Annotated in this window: 19 protein-coding genes and 1 pseudogene; 8 read left to right on the top strand and 12 right to left on the bottom strand. The window is 71.3% G+C overall.

Annotated elements, in window-relative coordinates; all coding sequences use genetic code 11:
* The first annotated feature begins 2 nt into the window (after positions 1-2).
* Positions 3-2,921, top strand: coding sequence for a M48 family metalloprotease (locus ACZ39I_RS19000; protein ID WP_467245502.1), 2,919 nt, complete (start codon positions 3-5; stop codon positions 2,919-2,921).
* Positions 2,922-3,103: 182 nt separating this feature from the next.
* Positions 3,104-3,912: pseudogene (locus ACZ39I_RS18995) on the top strand (hypothetical protein); the annotation flags it as partial.
* 63 nt (positions 3,913-3,975) lie between these two features.
* Here ACZ39I_RS18995 and ACZ39I_RS18990 read toward each other — a convergent pair.
* The 10 genes from ACZ39I_RS18990 to ACZ39I_RS18945 form a co-directional block, all read right to left on the bottom strand.
* Positions 3,976-4,845: an AraC family transcriptional regulator gene (locus ACZ39I_RS18990; RefSeq protein ID WP_467245501.1), complete on the bottom strand. Its 870-nt coding sequence runs from the start codon at positions 4,843-4,845 to the stop codon at positions 3,976-3,978.
* Positions 4,846-5,050: 205 nt separating this feature from the next.
* Positions 5,051-5,650, bottom strand: coding sequence for a hypothetical protein (locus tag ACZ39I_RS18985; protein ID WP_467245500.1), 600 nt, complete (start codon positions 5,648-5,650; stop codon positions 5,051-5,053).
* Positions 5,647-6,513: a carbohydrate ABC transporter permease gene (locus ACZ39I_RS18980; RefSeq protein WP_467245499.1), complete on the bottom strand. Its 867-nt coding sequence runs from the start codon at positions 6,511-6,513 to the stop codon at positions 5,647-5,649. Before ACZ39I_RS18980 ends, ACZ39I_RS18985 begins: the two co-directional genes overlap by 4 nt.
* Positions 6,510-7,448 carry a carbohydrate ABC transporter permease gene (locus tag ACZ39I_RS18975; protein ID WP_467245498.1) on the bottom strand — a complete coding sequence of 313 codons (939 nt, stop codon included), beginning with the start codon at positions 7,446-7,448 and terminating at the stop codon, positions 6,510-6,512. The genes ACZ39I_RS18980 and ACZ39I_RS18975 overlap by 4 nt, the downstream gene beginning before the upstream one ends.
* Positions 7,445-8,728 carry an ABC transporter substrate-binding protein gene (locus ACZ39I_RS18970; RefSeq protein ID WP_467245497.1) on the bottom strand — a complete coding sequence of 428 codons (1,284 nt, stop codon included), beginning with the start codon at positions 8,726-8,728 and terminating at the stop codon, positions 7,445-7,447. Before ACZ39I_RS18970 ends, ACZ39I_RS18975 begins: the two co-directional genes overlap by 4 nt.
* A gap of 71 nt (positions 8,729-8,799) precedes the next feature.
* Positions 8,800-9,570, bottom strand: coding sequence for a cupin domain-containing protein (locus ACZ39I_RS18965; protein ID WP_467245496.1), 771 nt, complete (start codon positions 9,568-9,570; stop codon positions 8,800-8,802).
* On the bottom strand, positions 9,546-10,472 hold the full coding sequence (locus ACZ39I_RS18960; protein ID WP_467245495.1) for a DUF6807 domain-containing protein: 927 nt from the start codon (positions 10,470-10,472) through the stop codon (positions 9,546-9,548). Before ACZ39I_RS18960 ends, ACZ39I_RS18965 begins: the two co-directional genes overlap by 25 nt.
* Positions 10,469-11,581: a Gfo/Idh/MocA family protein gene (locus ACZ39I_RS18955; RefSeq protein ID WP_467245494.1), complete on the bottom strand. Its 1,113-nt coding sequence runs from the start codon at positions 11,579-11,581 to the stop codon at positions 10,469-10,471. The genes ACZ39I_RS18960 and ACZ39I_RS18955 overlap by 4 nt, the downstream gene beginning before the upstream one ends.
* A gap of 167 nt (positions 11,582-11,748) precedes the next feature.
* Positions 11,749-12,366 carry a TOPRIM nucleotidyl transferase/hydrolase domain-containing protein gene (locus ACZ39I_RS18950; RefSeq protein WP_467245493.1) on the bottom strand — a complete coding sequence of 206 codons (618 nt, stop codon included), beginning with the start codon at positions 12,364-12,366 and terminating at the stop codon, positions 11,749-11,751.
* A 550-nt stretch (positions 12,367-12,916) separates the two neighbouring features.
* Entirely contained in the window at positions 12,917-13,702 is a 786-nt protein-coding gene (locus tag ACZ39I_RS18945) for a class I SAM-dependent methyltransferase (RefSeq protein ID WP_467245492.1), read from the bottom strand.
* 160 nt (positions 13,703-13,862) lie between these two features.
* Between ACZ39I_RS18945 and ACZ39I_RS18940 the strand changes: the two genes are divergently transcribed.
* From ACZ39I_RS18940 to ACZ39I_RS18920, 5 genes are all read left to right on the top strand, one after another.
* The gene (locus ACZ39I_RS18940) at positions 13,863-15,068 is read left to right on the top strand and encodes a sensor histidine kinase (RefSeq protein WP_467245491.1); all 1,206 of its coding nucleotides are present in this window, start codon (positions 13,863-13,865) and stop codon (positions 15,066-15,068) included.
* Positions 15,065-15,709, top strand: a complete 645-nt coding sequence (locus tag ACZ39I_RS18935) for a response regulator (RefSeq protein ID WP_467245490.1) — start codon at positions 15,065-15,067, stop codon at positions 15,707-15,709. Before ACZ39I_RS18940 ends, ACZ39I_RS18935 begins: the two co-directional genes overlap by 4 nt.
* Positions 15,710-15,870: 161 nt before the next feature.
* Complete coding sequence (locus ACZ39I_RS18930) at positions 15,871-17,010, top strand: GNAT family N-acetyltransferase (protein WP_467245489.1); 1,140 nt, start codon at positions 15,871-15,873, stop codon at positions 17,008-17,010.
* Between the two features lie 81 nt (positions 17,011-17,091).
* Entirely contained in the window at positions 17,092-18,321 is a 1,230-nt protein-coding gene (locus ACZ39I_RS18925) for a DegT/DnrJ/EryC1/StrS family aminotransferase (RefSeq protein ID WP_467245488.1), read from the top strand.
* Between the two features lie 76 nt (positions 18,322-18,397).
* Entirely contained in the window at positions 18,398-19,849 is a 1,452-nt protein-coding gene (locus tag ACZ39I_RS18920) for a glyceraldehyde-3-phosphate dehydrogenase (RefSeq protein ID WP_467245487.1), read from the top strand.
* 82 nt (positions 19,850-19,931) lie between these two features.
* Here the strand turns inward: ACZ39I_RS18920 and ACZ39I_RS18915 are convergent, their stop codons facing one another.
* Positions 19,932-20,129 carry a hypothetical protein gene (locus ACZ39I_RS18915; protein WP_467245486.1) on the bottom strand — a complete coding sequence of 66 codons (198 nt, stop codon included), beginning with the start codon at positions 20,127-20,129 and terminating at the stop codon, positions 19,932-19,934.
* A gap of 351 nt (positions 20,130-20,480) precedes the next feature.
* Here ACZ39I_RS18915 and ACZ39I_RS18910 point away from each other — a divergent pair, with 351 nt between their 5' ends.
* The gene (locus ACZ39I_RS18910) at positions 20,481-21,506 is read left to right on the top strand and encodes a LacI family DNA-binding transcriptional regulator (RefSeq protein WP_467245703.1); all 1,026 of its coding nucleotides are present in this window, start codon (positions 20,481-20,483) and stop codon (positions 21,504-21,506) included.
* Here ACZ39I_RS18910 and ACZ39I_RS18905 read toward each other — a convergent pair.
* Positions 21,489-25,451: a glycosyl hydrolase gene (locus ACZ39I_RS18905; protein ID WP_467245485.1), complete on the bottom strand. Its 3,963-nt coding sequence runs from the start codon at positions 25,449-25,451 to the stop codon at positions 21,489-21,491. The two genes, ACZ39I_RS18910 and ACZ39I_RS18905, sit on opposite strands and share 18 nt — an antisense overlap.
* Between the last annotated feature and the right edge of the window lie 115 nt (positions 25,452-25,566).

Below are 25,566 nucleotides of genomic sequence, written 5' to 3'. Positions count from 1 at the left end.
CGGTGAACACGCCCGTCGGCGGGGCGTCCTCAGGACCGCACAGACCCCGGCGGCGCGGCATCGCCGACACCGGGCCCCGTTTCGCGCTGCTGATGACCGTCGTGACAGCGTCCAGCGTGAACATGCTGGACACCGTCCTGACGCCGAAGCCCAACGACACCCCGGGCGACCCGCTGGGCTGTCTGCTCGCGGCCGGGATGGACCCCGACGGCCGCAACCTGGACAACCTGCTGGTCACCATGCGCAGCTCCGAGGCGCTGTCGAAGTGCATGTCCGGGGTACCGACGTTCGAGTACTGGAAGGGCATGGCCGCGACGCTGCTGCTGTTGGCGGTTGCGGCGGCGGTGTACTGGTGCACACCACGGCTGCGTGAGCTCAGGCAGCGCACGGTCCCGGTCGGGGACGTGGACACCGACGGTACGCTGGCCGCCGAACTCGCCGAGCTGCGCGCCCGCTCCGGCATCACCTACGGCCTGGCGTTCCGGGTGGAACCGGCCCGGACCACCGCCGGTGCCGTCGTGTACGGACGGTTCGGGAACTACACGGTGTGCCTGCACGCCGGCCTGCTGGTGCGGCGCAGTACGGACCCGGAGGGCTTCCGCGCGGTCGTCCTGCACGAGCTCGCCCATATCCGTAACCGCGACGTGGACTTCGCCTCCGCCAGTACGGCCCTGTGGCGGGTGTTCGTGGTGCTCGCGCTGCTGCCCTACCTGTACCACGAGGGCCGCCTGCTCTTGAGGGGCCTGTTCGGCACGGCCGACTCACCGTTCTGGCCCGGGACCGCGTCAATGCTGGCGTACTCCCTGCTGGCCGGTCCCGTCCTGGTGGGCCTGGTGCACCTGGCCCGCGCCGACCTGCTGCGCCGCCGCGAACTGCACGCCGACGCCGGGGCCGTCGACTACGGCGCGTCGCCCGCCGCATGGCAGCACCGGGACCCGCCCGGCACGGTGGCGGCCTCGGTGCGCCGTGTCACCGCGCTGCTGCGGACGCACCCGACATGGGCCGAGCGGCGCCGCGCGCTCGCCGACCGCACCCGGCTGTCGGGGGTGGGCGCACTGTCCATGTTCCTTGTCGGAGTGAGCGCCACGTTGCTGGTCAACGCGCTGCAGGTGGTGCCGGGGCTGTCCGCGGACAGCGGCGCCGCATGGTGCACGGCTGCTTTCATGGCGCCGATGCTCTGGTTCCCGTTGGCGCGTTCGGTGGCCGCGTCCCAGGGCGCGGGGCAGGGCGAGTCCGGCGTGCGGTCGGGGGTGTGGCTCGGCTGCGGCCTGGTCCTGGGCGAATTCGCGCGCGGCAGGCACGGCAACGAGTGGCTCGCCCCCGAGCCCTGGTTCCTGCTCGGCCTGCTGCTCGCCGCGACGGTCGCCGCGGTGTGGTCGGCACAGTGCACACGGCTGGCACTCGCCCTGCCGCGCAGCTGGGCGCGGCGGGCGGCGGGCCTGCTGAACCTGCTGGTCGTCGCGGCGGTGCTGGGGTCCGGGTTGCGCTGGTGGTACTGGGCGGGCCAGTACCTCTCGGTCGGCCCGTACAACCGGACCGACCTGCTCCGCCACCGGGTGACGTCGACGTTCCCGGGCACGTGGCAGGCCTACTCCCGGGAACTGTCTGCCTACGTCACGCTGCAACCCAACCTGGTGGCCTTATCGAAGAGCATCCCGGTCGAGGCCGCTGCCCTCGCTCTGTGGCTTGTGCCGCTCGTGGTCTGGGCGTGCACGGGCACTCCGGGACTGCGGGTCCGCCGGACACTCCTGGCCGGCCTGGCGGGCGGTGCGCTGTGCTGGGCGGGGCTGCTCGCGGTCGGTTACGTCCAGCACGGCCGCCGCCCCGGCCCCCTGGCGGAACGCACCGGTGCGTACGACTTCTTCCACACCTGGCTGGTGGTATGGGCCATCGTCGCCTCGAGCCTGCTCACGGCCACCGCCGTGGCAGCCGTCTCCCGGCACTTCTGGCTCCCCCGCGCCCTGCTGGCGGCCGCGGTGGCCCAATTCCTCGGCGTAGCCGGGTGGTTCGTCCTCTTCTCGGCCGACGGCTGCCTCGGCCGGTACAGCGTCCTGACCGACCGTTGCCGGTGGTTGCCGGCCCTCGGTCTGAACCACCTCGACCTGATCACCCAGGCCACCCTGGCCCCGACGATCCTCCTCGCAGGGTGCGCGGGGCTGGTCGGTGCCGGGGTCGGGTGGGGCGTACGACGGTTGCGGTGCGGGTGGCACGTACGGCCGGCCCTGGCCGATCGCCCGGACGAGACACCGGGCCGGGCGCAGACACCACCCCCGCCTCTTGCCGTCCCCGCGCCGCGAAGGCGGAGGCTGCTCTCCTCGGGCGTGGTCCTCGTGCTGGCCGTCTCCGCGTCACTGCTCACGGTGGCGGCGCACGAGTCCTCGTCCGGTGTGAAGCCGGCCAGTGCATCGGTACCGGTCGACACCGCGGGTGAGAGGATCGACGATCTGGTCGACTCACCGCCGACGGCGAGGACGGCGAAGATCCGTGAATGGCAGGCGCTGGCGTGGCTCCAGCACGGCGGCTTGACGCACTCCAAGCGAATCGTCGACGCCGCACAAGGCATCAGCCACGCATACGCCGCCGCCGTGCAGAAGCCGCGCGACAACGGAAAGATCATGCTGGAGACCAAGAAGTTCAGCCGACTCTGCGGGGCCCTGGCGAAACGAGCCGACGACGCCCTGGCCTACTTCCCCGTGCCGGACAAGAAGCTGCACAAGACCTGGTCCGTGACGTTGAAGGGGATCGCCCGGCAGGGCCGGATCTGCCAGGACGCGATGACCCCCGGCGACGACGACCCGTACACGCCGGAAGCGGACCGGGCACGGGCCTTCGATCAGGCCCTCGACGAGATAATCGACGCCTTGGACTCCCTCGGCTCCATGATGGAAGAGATCACGAAGGTGGCGACGAGCTCGACCTGACGACCGCCCACGCTCAGGCCGGACACGTGCTCCGGCCGAGGGGCCTTTCACTATGCGCGCCTGATGGAGGTCGCGTGGTTGCTGCCGTGTATGGCAAGGCGCCGGAGGCCTTCGTAGCGGAGCCACTAACGGGACTGCGTGCTGCTTCGGCCCGGATGACTGGGCGCAGGGCCTCCCACGGACAGCTCGCCCTGGATCCCCACCCCGGAGTCCGAGCCGACCTCGCCGAGAATCCAGCGATCGACGACGCCCTGATCCGCGTACTGGCCGGCGACCGTGACCACGACGTGCGGCGCAGGCTCGCCCACAACCCCACGTGCCGCTGGACGTGCTCACGCACTTGGCCGGGGCTGCCAACATCGGCGCCACCCTGCTGCCGCGGATCGCCGCCGCCTCCCTTGACGAGGTCAAGGAGCTGGCCCAGTCGCCGAACCCGGCCGCGCGGATGCTCGTGGCCCAACGACGCGATCTGCCGCCCGCGATACGCGACGCGCTGGCCGCCGACCCCGACGCGAAAGTGGTCAAGTCCATCGCGCCCCACCCGGGCCTGTCCGAAGCCCAACTGCGCGCCATGCTTGACCGGCACGGAGTCCGGGTCGTCGCCGAGGTGGCAGTTAACCCGGACGCGACTTTGGCGCTGCTGGAGGACCTGGCCCGGCACGAACCATCGGTACAGAAAGCGTTCCGCGAGGTGGCCCGGCATCGCCGTGCGACAGCCCCGGCGCTTCTCGCCTGCCTGGCTGACAAACAGGCGAGGCCCATAGCCGCCCGCCATCCGGTCCTCCCGCCGCCGGTCGTCGTAGAGCTGCTCACCGACACCGACTGGCAGGTGGCGCAAGCGGCGGCCGCCAACCCGTCGCTGCCGCTCGCCGTGATGTCGGAACTGGTTCCCCAGCTGTCATTGCCTTGCCCACCAACTGAACGCTCAGCCCCGCCAGCTCAAGCGCCAACCCGCCAACCGAAGCGGTCAGCCACAACCGAGTGTGACTGAGTGCTTGAGTTGGCGGATCCCGTCAACTCAAGCACTCAACCGCGTTCGATGGTCGGTAGTGCGTCACGCTGGTTCGACGGGAAGCCACAGCTCGCAGGTCGCGGTGCTGAAGTCGTCCGCGCGCTCGATGACCGCGACGACCGAGGGGCCCGGCCGCAGCCGCCACGGGTTGGAGGGGAACCACTCGGTCGCGGTCGCCGCCCAGGTCGTCTGCAGGGCCTGCGGATGCGGCCCGCTGGTAGGGAAGACTGCCCACATTCCAGGTGGTACCTCGATGGCGTCGAGCCCGTCCGGGACCGGCGTGTCCCGGCTGAGGGCGACTCCGTGCAGGTAGGTCAGTTCACTGCCCTCTCGGCTGTCGGGATCGAGGTCATCGGTGACCTGCAGCAGGCCCTTCGGTTCGGTGTCGCTGAGGGCCTTCAGCCGCAGATGCTCCTGCGGCGGTAGCGCAGCGATGTGCTCCTGGATGTGCGGGTTGACGCCCTGGTGAATAAGCGGAACCCGGGTTGCGTGTCCGGCCAGCCGGAATGCGGGGCGGTCGACGAGGCGGGTGTCCATGGGGATACTCCCTTCAACAGTCAGGCGGAACCTGAGCTGCGGTTGTGTGCGCAAGGGGCCTCCATTACGGCGCACGTCACTGGGGCCGGCACCGTGGACTGCCCGGAACGCGCGTCCGAACGCCTCGCTCGATCCGTATCCGTGCCGGACGGCGATGCCCAGCAGATCCCCCTTGCCCCGCACGACGTCGGCGGCGGCAACTGTCATGCGGCGCCGCCGCACGTACTCCGACAGCGGCATACCGGCCAACGACGAGAACATCCGACGCAGGTGGTACTCGGTGGTACCGAGCTCCCCGGCCAGCTTGTCGACGTCGAGCTCCTCGGCGAGGTGCTCCTCGACAAGATCGACAAGTTGGTTGAGTGCCGAGATCATTGGGAAGCCTCCGTTTCGACTCCCACCCTGACAGCAGGCACCCCGGCAATACCCGACCACTGCGATCCGATCTGGTCAGGCGCCTGGACTGAGACCGCGTTCGAGATCTGCTCTGTCTCGTGGACGAAGTGCCGCCGGAATGCCGCACCCTCGGCACGATCCGGTCCCGCCTCTTCAGGGCCTTCGCCCACAGCGTCGCCGCCCATCAGCTCCGGGACATGACCGACAGCCGGACCTGAATGGCGGTCAGCGCCAACGCCAGCGGGCCGGGCGCCAGGAAGGCCAGCGGTACCAGCATCCAGGCGCACAGGGCCGCCGTGGCCACCGCGAGCAGCACCAGGGCGCTCCCGCCGACGTCCCGCACGGCGTCTCTGGCTGCCTCCCGCACGGCGCTCCGCCAGTCGGTGAGCGACTCGGGGCGGGCGCAGGCCCGCAGGCCCACGACGAGAGCGCCCGCACCGATCGCCGCGGCCACCACCGCGAACAGCGGTGCCCCCGGCAGTCCGGCCCCGGCCAGCGCGAGGTCCGCCAGGAGCAGCAGCGCACCGGCGAGGGCGACGGCTCCCGCCGCCAGGTCGCCGGCCCGCAGCCGTCGCCGTAGGGCCGCGAAGTACCATCCGGCGGTGGCGGGTTGCCCCTCCCCCGCGCCCCGCAGCACCGCGCACGCCGTCGACAGCGCGGCCGGGGCTGTCACCACCGGCAGGGACACCAGGGTGGTTGCCAGGCCGACGCTCAGCATGTCGGCGAACAGGGTCATCCTGGGCCCGAAGACCTCGCCCGGTTCCCGGGTACGCATCCCGCTCATCCCTTGAGTCCCGAGCTCGCCATGCCCTCCACCAGGAATCGCTGGAAAGCGAGGAAGAACAGCACGATGGGCAGCAGCGCGATCACCGACATCGCGAACATCGGGCCGAACGCCGACTGGCTGGAGGCGTCCACGAACGACCTGAGGGCGAGCGTGAGCGTGAACTTGTCCGGGTCGAAGAGGTAGATGAGCTGGGTGAAGAAGTCGTTCCAGGTCCAGATGAAGGTGAAGATCGCCGTGGTGATCAGCGCGGGCCTGGTCAGCGGCAGCACGATGAGGAAGAAGCTGCGGAAGGGCCCGCAGCCGTCGATACGGGCGGCCTCCTCCAGCTCACGCGGCAGACCCCGCATGAACTGCACGATGAGGAACACGAAGAACGCCTCCGTGGCCAGGAACTTGGGCAGGATCAGCGGCCAGTAGGTGTTCACCAGGCCGAGCTTGTTGAAGATGATGTACTGCGGGATCAGGATCGCGTGGTGCGGCAGCATGATCGTGGCGATCATGAAGGCGAACATCGGACCACGGAACCGGAAGCGCAGCCGGGCGAAGGCGTAGGCGGCGAGCGAGCAGCTGATCACGTTGCCGAGGACCGCGCCGCCCGCGATCAGCAGGGAGTTGGACAGCAGCCGCCAGACGGAGACGTCGTTGACGCCCTCGAACGCGGTCTCGTAGTTCGACCACTCCAGGTGGCTGGGCAGCAGGTCGAGGCTCGCGATGACCTCGTTCGCGGGCTTGAGCGAGGTGGCCAGCAGCCAGGCCAGCGGGTAGAGCATCACGAGCAGGGCGGCCAGACACCCCAGGTGCAGAGCGACCCGGCTCCAGCGAACGGGCTTGCGGACGGCGGCAGTTGACATGGAGGTCATCGGTCCCCCTCGGACGCGTAGAAGACCCAGGAACGCGAGGTGCGGAACAGCACCGCCGTGACGACGCCGATGACCAGCAGCAGCACCCAGGCCATGGCGGAGGCGTAACCCATGTGGGAGGCGACGAAGCCGCGGTCGTAGAGGTACATCGTGTAGACGAGCGTGGAGTCGGCGGGGCCGCCCTTGCCCGCGCTCACCGCGAAGGCGGGCGTGAAGACCTGGAATGCCTGGATGGTCTGCAGCACCAGGTTGAAGAAGAGCACCGGGGACAGCATGGGCACGGTGACCGACAGGAACTGCCGCCACCGGCCGGCCCCGTCGACCGCCGCCGCCTCGTACAGCTCCGCGGGGATCTGTTGCAGGCCGGCCAGGAAGATGACCATCGGCGCGCCGAACTGCCAGACCGTCAGCAGGGCCACGGCCAGCAGCGACCAGCCGGGCTTGTTGACCCAGCCGCCGGTGCCGAACAGGTTGTCCACGGTGCCGCCGTCGTTGAAGACGGCCCGCCAGACGAGCGCGATCGACATGGACGCGCCGAGCAGCGAGGGAGCGTAGAACGCGGACCGGTAGAAGGCCTTGCCGTGCTTCATGGACTTCAGGGCGAGCGCGACGACCAGCGCCAGCGCCAGCTGCAGCGGCACGGCTATCACGACGTACGTCACCGTCGTGAGGACCGAGCGCCAGTACCGCGGGTCCTCGGTGAACATCTGCGTGTAGTTGCGCAGGCCCACCCAGTGGGGCGGGTCGAAGAGGTTGTAGTCGGTGAAGGACAGGTACAGGGAGACGGCCATGGGCAGCAGGGTGAGGACGCTCGCGCCGAGGACCCACGGGGAGAGGAACACCCAGGCGGCGCCCTCCCGTTCGCGCTCGGGGCGGCGCTTCGACGTGGTGGCTGTGGCGCGCTTGTTCGACGTCGGGATCGCGGTGGTGGTCATGACCTCAGCTCCGCCTTCGCCTCGGTGACATAGTTCTCGGCCGCCTCGCGGGGTGACATGCGCTCGTAGGACACCTGGTCGTAGTCCCGCTGGAAGGTGCTCTGCAGGGCGTTGTCGCCGGAGGGCGGGGCCTGCGGTGGATCCTTCAACTTCCCTTCCAGGAACGCCTGGTAGTCGGCCACCGTCTTGTCGAAGTCCTTGAGAAGAGGTGCTGTCTCCTTGCGGATGGCCTCGTTGACGGGGATGCCCCGGGTGGCGCCGAGGATCTTCGCCGCACCCTTGTCGTTGAGGAGGAAGTCGACGAGCCGGCCTGCCTCCTCGGCGTGGCCGGTGTGGGCGGAGACGCCGAGGAACATCGACGGCTTGAAGTACTGGCCGGGCGTGCCGGCGGAGCCGGACGGCATCGGCGCGAGGGCGATACCCGTGGGGACCAGCGCGAGGTAACCGCTCGACGGGGCGTCCCAGTTGGTGTCGGAGACCGCCTTGCCGCGGCCCAGCGGGGTGTTCTCCACCGATCCGTCGAGCTGGGTGGTCTGCTCGGCAGGGGACACGGCCCCTTCACGCCTCAACTCGTCGGTGAAGGTCCACCACTTGGTGAGGTCGTCCGCGGTGAAGCCCAGTCCGCCGCTCTTCGTGTACAGGGCCTTCCCCTGCCCGCGCAGCCAGACCTCGAAGGCGTCCTCGCTCTGACCGGGATCGGTGGCGCCGGGTTCGCCGGTCTTCTTCTTGAGCGCGCGCAGGGCCCCGGCCCAGTCGTCCCAGGTCCAGCCCGCGCGCGGGAGCGGTACTCCGGAGCCCTTCCACGTCTTGACGTCGTAGACGACGGTCTCGGTGCCCCGGCCCTGCGGGATCGCGTACTGGATGTCGTCCACGCGGCCGGTGGCGAGCAGCCCCGGGTCGATCTCGGAGGTGCGCAGGACGGCCTTCTGCTTCGCCAGGTCGAGGAGGACCCCGCCGGAGGCGTACTGGTCGATCTGGCGGTAGTCGAGCTGCATCACGTCGGGTGCGTCACCGCCCGTGGCCTGTACGGCGAGCTTCTGCTTGTAGGCGTCGTAACCCGAGAACGACGTCTGTATGGATATGTCCGGGTGCTGTTTCTCGAACAGGGCGACGGCCTGTTCGGTGCGCTCCGCGCGGTCGGGGTTGCCCCACCACGTGTAGCGGAGCACGACCTTGCCGCCGCCGACCGATTCCCCGGATCCCCCGCAACCGGCCGCCAGCGCGCAGAGCGCCAGTGCGACGGCCGAAGCGCAGAACCCCTTTGTCCTGTGTCCGGGCATGCCGAGGTCACCTCATCCCTTTGTCGGACTTTCTACGACCCCCCTCGGAACTCCCCCCAGAACAACCGGTGTTACTCGCCGTGGGACGGCAGTGTCGTCCCCGGCAGGTTGTACTCGTCGCGTCTGCCGCACATCCCGAAGCCGCCGAGCCGGGTCGGCGCGGCCCCGTGGGCGGTCGCCTCGCCGAGGTACGACGGTTCCCCGGACGCCAGCGCGTCGAGCTGGGTGCCGGTGCGCTCGGCGGTGGCCAGGGCGCCGGCCTGCCACAGCTCGCGCCAGTGGGGCACCTTGTCCCGCACCAGGCGGGCGGCGGCCCGCTGGAACTCCAGGTACGGGCCGTTGTCGCCGTCGGCCAGGGCCTCGCGCAGCACGAGGTAGCCCTCGACGGCGAGGTCCCTGCGGCGCCGGGCGGCGGCGGCCGTCTCCGGCCCGGTGCCGGGTGGGAGCCGGGCCGCCTCGGCGTACCGCGCGGGATCGGCGAGCACCTCGGGCGGGAAGGTGAAGACGGCGTCCCCCGCCTCGGGCAGGCCGCTGTTCTGCATCAGCACGGTGATCCGCAGATCGCCGCCCTGGACCATGCGGTGCACGGTGCCGGGGGTGAACCAGGCGATCGAGCCGGGCTCCAGGGGGATCTCGCGGTATCCGTCGGGGCTCAGGGTCTGCACCGCGCCCAGGCCGCCGGTGACGACGTACGCCTCCGTGCACACCAGGTGCAGATGCGGGCTGCCGCCGCAGACGCCGTCGGCGGCCTCCCAGTCGTAGGCGCTGAGGTGGGACAGGCCCACGGCGCCCGGCAGCGGGTGGGGAAGGTCGGGCTTCACCAGGACAGGCCTTCCAGGCACGAGGACACGCGTTCCTCGTCCCAGGCGCCGTCGGCCACGACCAGCCGGTAGCGGTACGCGAAGGACTCCCCCGGCGGCAGCTCGAACTCCTCGAAGAACGCCCAGGAGAACGCGACCGTCGGGAAGGGCTGGGAGCGCACGAACCAGTGCGACTCGTGAATCGTGTGCTGCGGGTCGAGGTTCTCGGGGGCGTGCGCGAAGACGAGCGTGGAGTGGGCGTCCACGTCGTCGTGCTCGGTGGTGAAGGCGAGCCACGGGCTCTGGCTGCCCATCAGCTTGTCCGCGTCGCCGTCCGTGTCCGGGCCGAAGACCGCACCGCCGGTGAAGTCGCGGGGGCCGCGCCACTGGAGTCCGGTGTAGCCGGCCATGTCACGGCCCGCGGTGGTGGGGGAACCGAAGGCGAGCGGCTCGGCGCGCAGATTGGTGAGCCGGATCGACCAGTCGAGCGCCCAGGAGCCGGTGGCCTCGTCGACCGAGTGCACGGCCAGGCCACGCTCTTCGCGGGCCCACTCCGCGCCGCCGTTCTCCACCCAGGTCAGCGCCTCGGTGACGTCCAGCCGGTCCTCGGCAGCCGTGAACCCGGTGAAGCCGTCGTGCCGCATGGAGCCGACGCGCTCCGGCAGAGGCAGATAACCCTGGCCGTGGACATAGCAGTTGCCGCCCCAGAAGTTCTGCCCCGACAGATGACTCGCCGTCATCTGCAGGCCCTTGTGCCAGCGGTGGTCGTTGGGACGGTAGCCGGTCACCGTGCGGCCGCCGAGGGTGCGCACCGGGTGGGCGTAGGGCTTCTTGGCCTCGAAGGCCTCGGGGTCGGGTCGGTAGACGTAGCGGAGGATCTCCGTGCCGTTCGCCGCCTCGACGGCGATGTGCTCGCCGTGGACGTGGCTGACGCGGATGCTCATGCGCGCTCCTTGGGGGCCCAGTGGGGGTGGTCGCCGTGCATGGCCGGGTAGAAGGGGTCACCCGGCGCGATCTCGCCCGCCTGCACGGGCCGCCCCGTGAACGCGGACTTGTAGAGCGCGGCGGCGAACTCGAGGGTGGCACGCGCGTCGGCGCCGCTGCCGGGAGGCCTGACACCGTTGTCGTACGCGTCGAGGAGCGCGTCGAGCTGGGCGGTGTGCGAACTGGGCACGTCGGCGGCGGGCGTGCGCCAGGCGTCGACGCGGTCGGCGGCCACGTGGGGGGCGGGCGTGTAGGTCCAGTCCTCGTTGCGGTGCCCGTACAGATGGGTGAGTTCGACGGTCGCGTCGGCGCAGTCGATGCGGATGCGGCTCACCTCGTCGGGTGACAGCACACTGTTGACGACGGTGGCGAGGGCGCCGTTCTCGAACCGGACGAGGGCCGTGGAGAGGTCCTCGCTCTCGGTGTCGTGGACCAAGCGGGCCGCCATCGCGCGGATCTCCGCCCACGGGCCGAGCAGGTGCAGGAGAAGGTCGTACTGGTGGATGCCGTGGCCCATGGTGGGGCCGCCGCCCTCACTGGCCCAGGTGCCGCGCCACGGTACGGCGTAGTAGGCGGCGTCCCGGTGCCAGGTGGTCTGGCAGTGCGCGACCCGGGGGGCGCCCAGCTCGCCGCTCGTGATGAGCTCGCGCGCGTGGACGGCGCCGGAGCCGTAGCGGTGCTGGAAGACCACGGAGGCGTAGGCGCCGGACGCCTCCTCGGCCGCGGCGATCTCGTCGTACTCGGCGAGCGACAGGGTCAGCGGCTTCTCGCACAGCACCCAGGCACCCGCCTTGAGGGCCGCCACCGTCTGCTCCCGGTGCAGCGAGGGCGGGGTGCCGATGAGGACCAGGTCGGGGCGTACGGCGTCCAGCATCCCGGCCACCGAGGTGTACCCGGCGACCTCGCCGCCCGCGAGCTCCCGGAAGGCGTCGAGCCGGCCCTGGTCCACGTCGACGGCGGCGACCAGTTCTGTGCGCTCGGCGTGGGCCCTGAGCGCGGGCAGATGGCTGCCGCTGACGATGGCGCCGGTGCCGACCACGGCTACGCGGCGGCGGGCTGGGCGGGGCATACGGGTCCTCCTCGGACGTCCGGCAAGGGGACGCTGACGTGCGGGGAAAGCGCTTGCTCCCCGGAGTCGACCCTAGATCCCCGGCGATTGTCCTAACAAGACCCCCGGCGGTGATATCGGTGAACACGGCACGCACACAACTCGGAGATCCCGGGCGAAGAGCCCGGTCAGAGAGCGGCGAAGAGGTCGTCGAGCGGGGCGGGTACGCGGTCGGGGTCGAGGGCCTCGACGAGGACGCGACCGTAGTGGATCTTGCGGCCCTTCTTGGTGCCGAGGAAGCGCCGCAGCTGCTGCTGTGGGGTGCGGCCGCGCTGGGCGGGCTGGGACAGGAAGGTCTGCAGGGGCCGCAGGTCGCCCTCGTCGCGCACGAGTTCCGTCACCCGTGGCACACCCAGCGCGCGGATCAGCTCGTCCTCCAGGTCCGCCGCGCAGACGAAGTACCCCTCCGGTGCCGCGCCGGCCCGCTCCCAGCCCCGGTCGTAGAAGGGCCGCTCCCGCTCGTCGCACAGGCCCGTCAGGCGCAGGCCCAGGCCGGACGGGCCGAGCAGGTGGGCGAAGCGTCCGACGCTCATCGCCCCGCCCATCGCCAGGACGCAGAGACCCTCGGCGGCCAGGTCCCGGTCCCGGCTCGCGGCGAGCGCGTCGACCGCCGCCACATCGCTCGGTCCTTCGAGCAGGACGACGGTCCGCACGGACAGCCGGGCGGCCAGTTCGCGTGCCGGGTCGCCCGGACCACCGGCCGCCCACGCCGTGACCGCGTCCCGGAACTCCCCCATGTCAGCCATGGCACGAGTCTGTGCCCTCACCGGCCCCGACGGTAGGCGATTTCCCCCCGACCGGCCGGCCCGGCTCGCTTCTCCGTGCGGGGCTCCTCCCAGTCGCCCATGAAACGGGCTCACAGCCGGTGCCGCTCGGCCGTGACCGCGTCCCGCACTACCGGCACGTCAGCCACGGAACCAACCTGCGCGCGCACCCACCCGTCCCCCGCCGTAGACACACTCCCCTGGCGCTCACCGGCTCGCCCGCCCGTGCGGGGTCCCCCAACCGCCCATGAACCGCACTAGCAGCCCGTGACGCTCAGCCCTGACCGCGTCCCGGAATAACCGCACGTCAGCCACGGAAACAACCTACGCGCGCACCCACCCGCCCCGGCCGTAGACACTTCCCCCACCTCACCGGCTCGCCCGCCCGTGCGGGGCCCCCAACCGCCCATGAACCGCACTAGCAGCCCGTGACGCTCAGCCCTGACCGCGTCCCGGAACTTCCCCATCTCAGCCACGGAACCAACCTGCGCGCACCTACCCGCCCCGCCATCGGCGCGCATTCCCCCAACCCTCACCGGACCACGTCCCCGTGCGTCACGCGGATCTTGGACTGGCCGTGCGGGAGTTTCTCCCAGTCGTCCATGAAACGGGCGTGCAGTCCGTGCTTCTCGGCCAGGGACACGAGCGTCTCGACGCGGTAGTAGAAGTCCTCCCGGAGCACATGGTGTTCCTCGCCCTCGGTGCGGTCGAAGGTGAAGTCGAACCAGCCGCCCGGAGCGAGGACCCGGCCGACATGGGCCAGGCACTCCTCGATCACCGGCAGCGGCGAGTGCGAGAAAACGCTGTGCGCGTGGACGACGTCGAAGTGGGCGTCCGGCAGGAAGCGCAGCGTCAGGTCCCGGACCGGGGTCAGGTTCGGCAGCCGCTTCTGGAGGGACATCTCGGCGATCGTGTCCTGCGCGGCGAAGAGGATGTCGGGCGAGATGTCGATGCCGTAGTAGTGGCCCGGCTCCAGATGGCGGATGAAGCGCCAGCCGCCGCGCAGGTTGCCGCAGCCGATCTCCAGCATGCGGTGCTCGGGGCGCAGACCGTGGCCGAGCAGGTAGTCGAACTGCATCGCGCCGAGCGCCAGCCAGCGTTCCCGGCTGCGGCTGCCGACGGCCGCGTCCGGGTCGGCGCGGGTGTCCGAGCGCATCACGGCGCGGTAGTAGGAGATGTGGTCCGGGTGCCGGCGGCGCAGCCACAGGTCGCGGGCGGCGCGGGCCACATGGCGGGGCACGCGGCCCGGGTGGCGCAGGGCGTAGCCGACACGGTGGCCGAGGGCGGCACGGTTGGCGGTGAGGTTCTTGGCGGGCATCGAGAGGCCTTTCGGAGGTCTTCGCTCTGCTGTCAAGCCTCGGTGCGGCGGCCCGAGGTCCGGCTCGGTCAACAGGCTCTCGCCCCGGAGAGCTCCGGGCTACCGGCATGTCAGCCGATCGGCTGATGCGGTGCCGCCTCCGGCAGGTTAGACACGGAGCATGAACCACACCGATCCGGACGAGCGCTGGCTGGGCGCCGTCGTGCACGGCGCGTTCTTCGTGCTGCTCGGCTCGTCGTTCGTCCGCTTCCTGAGCCGCGACCAGGGCGGGGCGCGCACCGGCTGGACGGTGGCACTGTTCGCCTTCTTCTGTCTGCTGTACGTCCTCGGACATCTGCTGGCCCCGCCGCCGCGCCCGGGACTGCCGCCCACCCGGCGTCATCTGGCGTGGCTGGGCTCCGTCACCGGCGTCTGGGTCGTCCTGCTCGTGCTCGCGCCGAGCGCCACGTGGTGTGTGATGCCCCTGCTGTTCGCCGGACTGCACGCGCTGCCGCCGAGGATCGCGGTGCCGGCGGCGGCCGTGCTCACCGCGCTGGTCGTGCTCTCGGAGATACGGGTGGCCGACGGGCCGCTCAACCCGAACATGGTGGTGGCGCCGCCTGCCGTCGCCGCGGTCGCCACCGCCGTACTCGTGCATCTGCAACGGCAGGGCGCCCGGCAGCGCGTGCTGATCGAGGACCTGGTGCGCACCCGGCACGAACTCGCCGCCACCGAGCGGCGGGCCGGTGTCCTGGCGGAGCGGCAGCGGCTGTCCGCGGAGATCCACGACACCCTCGCGCAGGAGTTGTCCAGTCAGCGGATGCTGCTCCAGGCCGCCGAGCGGGTGTGGGGGACCGACCAGGGCGCGGCCCGGGAACACGTCACGGCGGCGGCGGAGATCACCTCGCGCAGCATCGCCGAGGCCCGCCGCTTCGTGCACGACCTTGCCCCGGCCGACCTCGCGGAGCGTTCCCTCACGCAGGCCCTCGGTGAACTCGCCCGGCGCGCGAGTGGCCCGGGGCTGACCGTGGAGTTCCGGCTCGACGGGGAACAGGGGCCGCTGCCGGAGCGGGTCGCGGCGGCGCTGCTGCGGATCGCCCAGGGCGCGCTGGCGAACGTACGGGAGCATGCGGCGGCGACCCGGGCGGCGCTCACGCTGACGTGGCTGGAGGACCAGGTCTCGCTGGACATTGCCGACAACGGGCGGGGATTCGAGCAGATCGCCGAACCGGAGGCGTTCCGGTCGTCGACGCGTGGGCACGGGCTTCCCGCCATGCGGATCCGGGCCCGCCAGGCCGGCGGCACGCTCACCGTGGAGTCCACGCCGGGAGAGGGCACCGTGGTGTCCGCCGCCGTCCCGCTCGTCGTCAAGGAGCCCGCCCTGTGAGCACATCGCCGCCCTCCTCGCCCGTCCGGCTCCTGCTCTGCGACGACCATGCCGTCGTACGCGCCGGGCTGCGCGCCCTGCTCTCCAGCGCGGACGGCATCGACGTGGTCGGGGAGGCCGCGACCGGTGAGGAGGCGCTCGCCATGGCGGCCCACCTGAACCCCGATGTCGTACTGATGGATCTTCAACTGGACGACGGCATGGACGGGGTGACGGCCACCCGGCAGTTGACCACATCCGGCAACGGCCCCCGCGTACTGGTGCTCACCATGTTCGACACCGACGCCGACATCACCCGGGCCATCGAGGCGGGCGCCACCGGCTATCTCCTCAAGGCGGAACAGCCCGAGGAACTGTTCTCCGCCATCCGTGACGCGGCGTCGGGCCGCAGCACGCTGTCCGCCCCGGTGGCCGACCGGCTGCTGACCCGGCTGCGCAGCCCCCGCCCGTCCCTGTCCGCCCGCGAGCACGAGATCCTCGCCCAACTCGCCCGTGGCCTCGGCAACCGGGAGATCGCCCGGGCCCTGTTCATCAGCGAGGCGACGGTGAAAACCCATCTGGGACGGATCTACGGCAAGTTGGGCGTCGAGACCCGGGCGGGCGCGGTGGCCGTCGCCAAGGAACGACGGCTGCTGCCGTGACCGGCGGCGGGAACCGGGGCCGTCCGATCCGCACTCTTCCGTTACGGCATGCACCCTTGACAGCATGCGTACTGTTTGGCGACGTTTGATCCTTGCCGGCACTTCGATCGGCGGGACGCGGACGCCGCGTCGTGGGGGGAAACTGGGGGGAACGATCGCCCATGCGATCCATGAGCAGTGATACGGACATATCCATCCACAGACCCGAAGAACTCGCCGCGTCGCTCCGCACGGCCTGGCACCGGGCGATGGAGGAGTCGCCCGAATACGCCAACCCGTTCCTGGCACCGGAGTTCGCGGCCGGAATCGGCAGACACCGCGGCGGCGCCCGGGTGGCCGTCCTGCACCAGCACGGCGAGGCCGTGGGGTTCCTCCCGTACGAACGGGGTTCCTTGGGCGTCGGCCGGGCCATCGGGCTCGGACTGTCCGACTGCCAGGGCCTCGTGCACCGCCCCGGGGTCACCTGGGACATTCCGGCCCTGCTGAAGGCGTGCCGGCTCTCGGTGTTCGAGTTCGACCACCTCGTCGAGGAGCAGGAGCCCTTCGCCCCCTACGTCACCGGGATGTTCGCCTCCCCGGTGATCGATCTGAAGGTCGGCAGCGACAGTTACCCGGAGTGGCTGCGCGGCGCGTACCCGGGGCTCGCCAAGACGACCCTGAAGAAGGAGCGCCGGCTCACCCGCGACCTGGGCGAGCTGCGTTTCGTCTTCGACGAGCGCGACCCGGGTGCGCTGCGCACGCTGATGCGCTGGAAGTCGGCCCAGTACCGCAGGACGGGCCGGATGGACCGGTTCGCGCGACCGTGGATCGTGAACCTCGTGGAGGACCTCTTCCAGGTCCGCGAGGAGCACTTCACCGGGGTCCTGTCGGTGGTGTACGCCGGTGACCGGCCGGTGGCCGCCCACTTCGGGCCGACCTCGCGCACGGTGTTCGCCCCCTGGTTCACCGCGTACGACCCCGAGCTGCGCTACTACTCCCCCGGCCTGATCATGCATCTGCGGATGGCGGAGGCGGCGGGCCGGCGCGGGGCCCGGCTCATGGACATGGGGCGCGGCGACAAGGAGTGGAAGGACTGGCTCAAGACCCGTGAGCTGCGGGTGGCGGAGGGATTCGCCACCCGTCCCCACCCGGTCGCGACGGCACACCGTCTGTGGCGTCGGCCGGTACGGGGTCTGCGCAACACGGTCAACGCCCACCCGGCCCTGCGCCGGCCCGCCGACCGCCTCCTGAAGACGGTCGGCACCCTGCGCACGTCCGGGCACCGCTCGGACTCCGACCGCGCGGGCCCGCCGGCGAGCTGAGGCTGTCGGCTCAACCTTCCCCAGCGGGCGTGTTGTTCTCCTTCACGGTCCTTTCCTGGCCCATCGACACAAGGGGTGCCGATGCCGTACGGCTCGCGGCTGGCTGCGACGATGACCCGGCGACTGGGACGCGAGTGCGTCTACACACCCTCGGCCCGGCTGGCCCTGTACCTGGCGCTCCGGCGCTGGTGCCGGCCGGGGGCGCGGGTGCTGATGTCACCGGTGAACGACGATGTGATCCTCTTCGTGATCCTCGCGGCCGGGCTGCGCCCCGTGCAGGCGCCCGTGTCCGTGTGGGACGGCAACATCGACCCGGCCGCCGTGCCGGAGTCGACCTGGCGCAACGTGGACGCGGTCCTCACCACCAACCTGTACGGCGTGCCCGACCGGGTGCTCGAACTGCGGCGCCGCTGCGATCAGTTGGGGATCCCGCTGTTCGAGGACGCGGCACACGCGATCGGCAGTCATGTGGACGGGCAGCCGGTCGGGACCTTCGGCAGGGCGGCGGCGTTCAGCCTGTCCAAGCACGTGGCCGGGATGGCGGGCGGCTTTCTCGCCGTCGAGAACGCGCGCACCCGCCGGGAGCTGGAGCTGCTGCGGGACGACCTGCTGGCCCCCGGCCGGCTGCGGGAGGACCTGACCACCACCCTGCGCCCGCTGGCCCGCTCCGCCGTCCGCTCGCTCCATCTGGTGCGCCCGGTCTGGCGGACCATGGAGCGCCTCGGGCTGAGGGAGCGCGACGCGTTCCGGATGGACCTGCACGCACCGCGGCTCGCCGCCTCCGCCCGGGAGGCACCGAGCCTGACCGCCTACGAGAGGTGGGTCCGGGTCGATCTGCACGGTTACCGCTCCCGGCACGGCTCGCTGGTCCGCGGCCAGCTGAGCCTGCGGATGGCCCGGCTCGACGAGGACCTGGCCCGGCGCAGGGCCGGAGTCGCCCTGCTGGCGGGCACGCCATGGGCCTCGCCGGCACTGCGCGACCGGACGGCGCACGACGGCCCCCTGCCCCTCTTCCGGGTGCCGCTCCTGGTCCACGACCGCGACGCCCTCGTCCAGCGGCTGGTACGGCACGACGTGGTCTGCGGCTACATCTACGACCCGCCGCTGGACGACTACGCGGGCGCGGAGTTCGTCGAGCCCTCTCCCGATCCGGCGCCCGCCCGCTGGTTCGCCACGCACACGCTGCCGGCGGATCCCCTGCTGGCCCGCCGGATCGTGGCCGCGTTCGCGAAGGAACGGGTTGCCGACGCGCACCCCTCGCTGCTGCGGCCGGTCCGGGACGCCGCACCGCCGCGACTGCTGGGCCAGTGAGCCGTGACACCCCGCCGATCGATCACCACATCAGGGGGTTAGCATATGAGCGCCGCCTAGCTCGAAAGAGAATTCTGTGACTGTCAAGGACGACTCGTTCACCGACTGGAAGAACCGCGAGGAGATCGCGGAATCGATGATCCCGATGATCGGGAGGCTGCACCGGGAGCGTGATGTAACGGTTCTCCTGCACAGCCGTTCCCTGGTGAACAAGTCGGTGGTCAGCATCCTCAAGACCCATCGGTTCGCCCGGCAGATCGCCGGCGAGGAACTCTCCGTCACCGACACCCTGCCCTTCGTCCAGGCCCTCACCACGCTGGACCTCGGCCCCTCGCAGATCGACATCGGCCGGCTGGCCGAGATCTACCAGGCCGACGACCGCGGCCTGTCGGTGGCCGAGTTCACCGCCGAGGCCGTGGCCGGCGCGACGGGCGGCAACAAGATCGACCGCCGTGAGCCGCGGGACGTCGTCCTCTACGGCTTCGGCCGCATCGGCCGCCTGGTGGCCCGGCTGCTGATCGAGAAGGCGGGCTCGGGCAACGGCCTCCGGCTGCGCGCGATCGTCGTGCGCGGGGGTGGCGACCAGGACATCATCAAGCGGGCCTCGCTGCTGCGCCGGGACTCCATCCACGGCCAGTTCCAGGGCACGATCACCGTCGACGAGGCCGAGAGCGCAATCATCGCCAACGGCAACACCATCAAGGTGATCTACGCCAACGACCCCTCCGAGGTCGACTACACGACGTACGGCATCAACAACGCGATCCTCATCGACAACACCGGCAAGTGGCGTGACCGCGAGGGTCTGTCGCAGCACCTGCGCCCCGGTATCGACAAGGTCGTGCTGACGGCGCCGGGCAAGGGCGACGTCCCCAACATCGTGCACGGCGTCAACCACGACACGATCAAGCCGGACGAGCAGATCCTGTCCTGCGCGTCCTGCACCACCAACGCGATCGTGCCGCCGCTGAAGGCGATGGCCGACGAGTACGGTGTGCTGCGCGGCCATGTGGAGACGGTCCACTCGTTCACCAACGACCAGAACCTGCTGGACAACTACCACAAGGCCGACCGTCGGGGCCGTTCGGCGCCGCTCAACATGGTCATCACGGAGACGGGCGCCGCCTCCGCCGTCGCCAAGGCCCTGCCCGACCTCAAGGCGCCGATCACCGGCAGCTCGATCCGGGTCCCGGTGCCGGACGTCTCCATCGCGATCCTGAGCCTGCGCCTGGGCCGTGAGACCACCCGCGAGGAGGTCCTCGACCACCTGCGGGACGTCTCGCTGACCTCGCCGCTCAAGCGCCAGATCGACTTCACCACGGCCCCCGACGCGGTCTCCAGCGACTTCATCGGCTCGCGCCACTCCTCGATCGTCGACGCCGGCGCCACCAAGGTCGACGGGGACAACGCGATCCTCTACCTCTGGTACGACAACGAGTTCGGCTACTCGTGCCAGGTCGTCCGGGTCGTACAGCATGTGACCGGCGTGGAGTACCCGACCTATCCGGATCCGGCGCCGGCGGTCTGACCCGTCCGTCGCCTATGTCACCGACCGTCCGACCACGACGGGCCCCGGATCGGACGATCCGGGGCCCGTGGCAGGTGTGCGGTCAGTTCACGCCGACGTGGGCGGTGACGCCGAGTGCGACGCCCTCGGCGAAGACGAGGGCGCCGGCGTCGGCGCAGACCTCGAGGTGCGCCACGCGCAGGTGGAGACCGGCAGCGGTCGCGGCGGTGACGCCACCGGAGACGTTGTCCAGGTCGGCTTCGCTGAGCTCGGCGGCCTCGATGTGGGGGGTGACGTTCATGGCGCGCGGTTCCTTTCGCATGAGCAATCCCGAGGAGGGGGCACCGGATGGAAGCACGCCGGACACGGACACGGCCACTCAGCCGACCGCGTCTCACGGCACGTTCCGGTCGCCGCCTTCACCGGTGTCGCCACACGGTCACCCAACCCACCCGTTTCTTCACAGGATTTGCGGCAGCAGGGTCCCGGTCCGGTGCGGCCGTGGCCACTCTTCGGTTTCCGCGTGACCGAGGGGTGAACGGTGTGCAGGTTCACCGGATTTTCGATGCACCTCACTCCTGGCCCCTGGGACGGAAAACGTTTTATACGCGACCGGGGTAGACTTGCGTCGCCCATGGGGAGCAGCGAGGGGGTGGACGCCATGTCGGTTCGCCCCGCCCGTATCCAGGACGTCGCGGCCGCCGCCGGGGTCTCGGTCTCCACGGTGTCGAACGTCCTGAACCGGCCCGAGCGGGTCAACGCGCGCACCGCCGAGCGGGTCCGCGTCGCGGTCGCCGCCCTCGACTACGTCCCCCATCCGGGAGCCGCCGGTCTGCGCACCGGCCACTCGTCGTCGATCGGCCTGGTGCTGCCGGACGTGGCCAACTCCTTCTACTCGCGCATCGCGCGCGGCGCCGCGGACGCGGCGTACGAACACGGCTACTCCCTCGTCCTGTGCGACAGCGGGGACGCGCCGGAGCGCGAGCAGGGCTACTTCACGATGCTCATCGAACAGCGGGCGGTCGGCGCGGTGGTGGTCCCGCTCAGCGCCGACCCCACCCGCCTGTCGCGGTTGCGCGAGCGCGGCATCCCGCTGGTGCTGGCGGACCGCGCGATGCCCGCCCAGGAGGGCTGTTCGGTCTCCGTGGACGACATCGCCGGCGGCCGCATCGCCGTGCAGCACCTCCTGGACCGCGGGGCCCGCGACATCCTCGTGGTGAACGGCGAGCGCACGATCCGTCAGTGCTCCGACCGCTACCAGGGCGCCCGTCAGGCCGTGCGCACCCGGCGCGAGGCCCACCTCGGCCAGGCCGTCGCCGAGGAGATGACGGTGGCGTACGGCAGCGAGATCGGCCACGGCCTCGACGAGCTGCCCGACGGGGTGTTCTGCACCAACGACTTCCTCGCTGCAGGCCTGTGCCGGGCGCTGGGCGAGCGTGGTGTGAAGGTCCCGGAGGACGTGCAGGTGGTCGGCTACGGCGACCTGGACATCGCGAGCATCGTGGGCACGCCCCTGACGACGGTCCGCCAGCCTGTCGAGGAACTCGGCCGGGCGGCCGTCGAGATGCTCCTGGACGAGGTGGAGGCCCGCGCCGAACACGCCCATGAGGCAAGGGTGTTCGCGCCGCAACTGGTCCTGCGGGACTCCACGCGGACTTCCTCAGACGCGCCTTTCTAGCCGCACCGGCCCCAGCAGTCCCGAGGGAAGCTGGGAGGGGAAGGCCCAGGCGGTCGGCGTGGCCTCGGCGAGGTACGGGGCCAGGGTGTTGTGGACGGTCACTTCGAGGCGGACGGTACGCCCGGCGGTGCCGCTCAGTTCGAAGCGGTACGGCGCGCAAAACGCCTCGCCGACGGGCTCGCCGTCGACCCACACCTCGACACTGCCGCGCACCCGCCCCAGATCCAACACCGGGTCCGATCCGGCCGGCACCTCCAGGGTCCGGGTGTAGGTCACGCCCCCGCTCCAGCCGCCCAGGCCCCGCTCGCCCCACTCCCCCAGCGGCAGGGGCGCCGGTACCGTGCGCACCCGTACGGGTCCCCGCCAGGCGGAGCCACCGCGCAGAAAGGCCGTGGGGGCGGTGACGACTTCGCACTCGGCCGCCTTGTCGAGCGGCCGGTCAAGCGTCAACTCATCCCCAACGAGGGACAGTTCGGGGTCGCCGTCGATCCTCACCCGCGCGGGAAGCTCCAGGGGCAGGTCGAGTGACGCGGTCCCCGCCGGCAGGGTGAACCGGAAGCGCTGCTCGGCCTCCCGGAGCTCGTCGGTGGACCGCAGCGGCAGTACGGCGGAGCCGAGCACCGGGGCGCCGGCCAGCCACTCGGCCCCGGGCAGCGGGTGCGGTCGTACCGCGGCGGCACAGTGCTGCAACTCCCCCCAGCGGCCCTCGTGTTCGACGGTCCGCCCGTGCCACTCCCCGGTCCGGGCTTCCCAACCCGGGCCGCTCACCAGGGCAGTCGTGCCCGCCACGAGGTCGACGTAGATCCCGTCCCGCGCATCGACGCTGTCGACCACCAGGTCGAGAACGTGATCGCCGCCGTCCGGCGTCAGTTCGTGCCGGAAGAACGCGGGGACCGCGCCCCAGTCGGACTCGTAGTACTCGACCTTCTCCTGCCGTGCCACGACGGCTCCGTCGAGCAGGACGGTCACGCCCACCGCGGCGCCCACGACGAGGACCGCCGCCGCTCCCCGGTCCGGGGCGGTGATCCGGCCGCGGTAGGTCACGCTGCCGTCCGGTCGTACACCCTCGGGCAGGCGCATCAACAGCGGGCGCGGCGCGAACCCGTCCGGGCGGGACAAGCAGAAGTAGCTGCCCAGCGGGGTGTCGGCGGCGCCCGAGATGGTCTGTGGCCGGTCCTGGGCGTCGGACAGCTCGTACTCCAGCACGTTGCGGGCCCGTCCGACCTCCACCCGGGCCGACGCCAGATAGCCGCCGCTACTCTCGAGCAAACTGCCGTTCCACCACACACGTTTGACCGCCGCCGCGCCGACGTGCAGGTCGGCGGGCCCGCGGTGGTCGGTCTCCACGACGGCCCTGACTCGGGCGACCGTCCCGCTCACGGGTACCGGTACCCGCACGAACTCCTCCGGCACCAGGCCCTTGTTGCCGAGCAGACCGTCGGGGTCCGGGATGCCACGACTCGACGAGTACAGCGAGACACCCCAGTCCGCCGGAGCCAACTCCCGCTCTCCGGATAGGACTTCTTCGGCGGTGGCACTGTCCAGAGGCGCCGGCGCCTGCGCGTGGGGCACGGGCGCCAGGACGCGGACACGGTTGCCGTAGGTGGCCCGTGCCGGCTCCCAGGAGGCTTCGGTCTCGGTCCACCGCATGGTCCAGATCTGCGGTTCAGTAAGGGGGGATCCGGCGGGCAGGGCCAGGTCGCCCCAGGTGTTGTCCATGGTCGGAGCGAGACGGCCCTCCCAGCCGGTCGACAGGTCGACGGACTCCGTCCGACCCGTGGACGGCGGGGGTACGTCGTCCACCGGAGGGCCTTCGCGCCATACGACGAGGGCGGCGGGGGCGCCCTCCAGCGGCACCTCGATGGTCGAGACGCCGTCGGTGACGGTGACGTGCCCGGGGCGGCGGGTGCCGGTCGCCGGGTTCCAGATCTCGGCCTCGGCGACCGGGGCCCGCACGGTGACGGAGGAGGTGCGGGCGTAGCGTGCGGGGTCGATCTCGTGGTGGTCCCCGGGCGGATGCGTCCGGGCGTCGGGGAACGCCCCGGTGACCAGCGCGACCGCCGCGTCGCCCTTCCTCCTGACGAGCAACGGCACCTGGCCCGTCGCGTATCCGGCGGGGTCGGCCACCGCCGCGGCACCGGCCTCGGCGTCGGCCACCCGCTCCAGGCGCGGATGGTCCCGCAGCGCGGCCACGACGGAGTCGTCGCTGGCGAGCCCGGCCGCCCGTGCCGGAGGGCGGCCGACGACCACGACCCGTCCTCCGGCGTCGAGGAGTTCGACCAGCCGGCGGGCCGTCTCGTGCTCCAGGACGCTCGCCGAGGGCAGCAGGACCGCGGTGTACGCCAGATCCCTGATGCGCAGGGCCCCGTCGTCGGCCTTGGCACCCTGGATCGAGGCGTCGTCGATGACGTCGAAGGAGACGCGGTGACGGTCGAGGGCTCCGACGGCGGGCCTGAGCCAGTTGTTGGTGCCGCACAGCTCCAGGTAGTGGCGCTGGGTCTCGTCGACGTCGGCGTGGGCCCCGCCGAGGCGGCCGTCGCCGAAGTGCTGGACGGGGGCGTCGAGGGGGATGAGGGACTGCATGGTGGCGGTGGGGTGCAGAACCGCGACGTCGGCGCTGTAGGTGCCCCAGGACAGGATCGAGCAGATCCGGGCGACGGCCCGGGAGAAGGCGAGGTACTGCCGCCAGTAGGGCTGGCGCCAGTCGGTGGACGGCGGCGCCCACTCGAACCAGCCGCCCGCGGTGCCGAAGTAACTGGCGTGCGGGTTGTAGAGATTGGCCCCGCTGCGCAGGAACGGCAGCAGCCAGTCGTAGGTCTCCTCCAGGGTGCCGCCCCAGCCGGAGGAGTGGAACGACTCGATCCAGACGCGCTCGTGGCCGTAGAGGTGGGCCATGGAGGAGTGCACCTTGGCGTCGCCGTGATGGTCGCTGCCGGCGGCGCTGTACCAGCGGTGGGTGCGGAAGTAGTCCGTGTAGAGCTGCGTCGACTGGGCGGGGAAGCCGGAGCGGGCGGGGTGGCTCTGGTCGCAGCCCAGGAGCAGGCCGCGCTCCTCGTGCCAGGCGGCGAGGGGGCGGAAGAGTGCCTCTTCGGTGAGTTCGGCGCGGATGGCGTAGTAGTCGGCGCGGATCCTCCCTGCCCGGTCGGAGTCGTCCCCCGTGAAGAGGGCGGGGAGGTGGTCGAGGAGGTCGTAGCCGCGCCGGGAGCGGAACTCCTCGGGGAAGCGGCCGGTCCAGGAGTTGGTGGCGGGCAGCTCGTCCTGGAAGCTGCCGGCGATGACGTTGCCCAGGTGGTCGGGTACGCGGCGGTCGTACTCGTGGTGGATGGCGTCGAACAGGAGACCGACGGCCGCGGGGTTCAGATAGTCGAAGGCCGTGGGGACGGCGAGGACCAGGCGTACCTCGGTACCGTCGGGGGCCTCGATCCGTGGCGGTCCTCCATGGCCGGCGGGGCCGGGCCGCCCGGACACCGGACCGGTGACCGGCAGGCGTGCACCCGTGCCGTCGTAGGCCCCCAGCAGGGTCTCCGTGCCCTTCAGCGCGACCGTGCCGCCGGTGACGACCGCCCGGCGCGAGCGCAGGGCGCGGCCCGCCGCCTCGGGGTGCCGGCGGGTGATGCCGCCCTGGACGTTGGCGCCGGAGAAGCCGATCTGGTCGTAGAACCACAGGCGCGTGCCCAGGTCCCCGGCGATCTCGCAGGCGTCCTGGAAGCGGGCCCACCACTCCTCGCCGAACCAGACCGGGTCGTCGGTGCGGGCGCCGAAGGTCGGGCCGGCCGGTGCCAGGTTGATCACCACGAGGTTGTGGACGCCGCCGTCCGCGAACCGGCGCAGCTGCCAGGCCAGACGGTCACGGGTGACCTTCGCGCCGGACCACCACCACAGCGGGGTGGGGCCGAAGTCCCGGGGCGGGTTGTCGAACAGCTGTCGCAGGGCTGGAGAGATCACGGATGGGTCCTTCCGAGTACGGCCCGGACACTCTCACGGATCAAAAACGTTTTACGTCAGTTTCACCGTAGGACACCCCCACGGCCTCCACCAGAGCTGCGGGGCCGTCAGGTCG

It is taken from the genome of Streptomyces sp. NPDC024687, assembly GCF_055559055.1.
This window is presented reverse-complemented; position numbering and strand designations above follow the sequence as displayed.

Excerpts from the sequence above, each read along its gene's own strand:
- ACZ39I_RS18940 (WP_467245491.1), top strand. The coding sequence starts at position 13,863 with ATGAACCACACCGATCCGGACGAGCGCTGGCTGGGCGCCGTCGTGCAC.
- ACZ39I_RS18985 (WP_467245500.1), bottom strand. The coding sequence starts at position 5,650 with ATGAGCGGGATGCGTACCCGGGAACCGGGCGAGGTCTTCGGGCCCAGG.
- ACZ39I_RS18950 (WP_467245493.1), bottom strand. The coding sequence starts at position 12,366 with ATGGCTGACATGGGGGAGTTCCGGGACGCGGTCACGGCGTGGGCGGCC.
- ACZ39I_RS18915 (WP_467245486.1), bottom strand. The coding sequence starts at position 20,129 with ATGAACGTCACCCCCCACATCGAGGCCGCCGAGCTCAGCGAAGCCGAC.
- ACZ39I_RS18960 (WP_467245495.1), bottom strand. The coding sequence starts at position 10,472 with ATGAGCATCCGCGTCAGCCACGTCCACGGCGAGCACATCGCCGTCGAG.
- ACZ39I_RS18945 (WP_467245492.1), bottom strand. The coding sequence starts at position 13,702 with ATGCCCGCCAAGAACCTCACCGCCAACCGTGCCGCCCTCGGCCACCGT.
- ACZ39I_RS18925 (WP_467245488.1), top strand. The coding sequence starts at position 17,092 with ATGCCGTACGGCTCGCGGCTGGCTGCGACGATGACCCGGCGACTGGGA.
- ACZ39I_RS18970 (WP_467245497.1), bottom strand. The coding sequence starts at position 8,728 with ATGCCCGGACACAGGACAAAGGGGTTCTGCGCTTCGGCCGTCGCACTG.
- ACZ39I_RS18975 (WP_467245498.1), bottom strand. The coding sequence starts at position 7,448 with ATGACCACCACCGCGATCCCGACGTCGAACAAGCGCGCCACAGCCACC.
- ACZ39I_RS18990 (WP_467245501.1), bottom strand. The coding sequence starts at position 4,845 with ATGATCTCGGCACTCAACCAACTTGTCGATCTTGTCGAGGAGCACCTC.
- ACZ39I_RS18930 (WP_467245489.1), top strand. The coding sequence starts at position 15,871 with ATGCGATCCATGAGCAGTGATACGGACATATCCATCCACAGACCCGAA.
- ACZ39I_RS18955 (WP_467245494.1), bottom strand. The coding sequence starts at position 11,581 with ATGCCCCGCCCAGCCCGCCGCCGCGTAGCCGTGGTCGGCACCGGCGCC.
- ACZ39I_RS18980 (WP_467245499.1), bottom strand. The coding sequence starts at position 6,513 with ATGACCTCCATGTCAACTGCCGCCGTCCGCAAGCCCGTTCGCTGGAGC.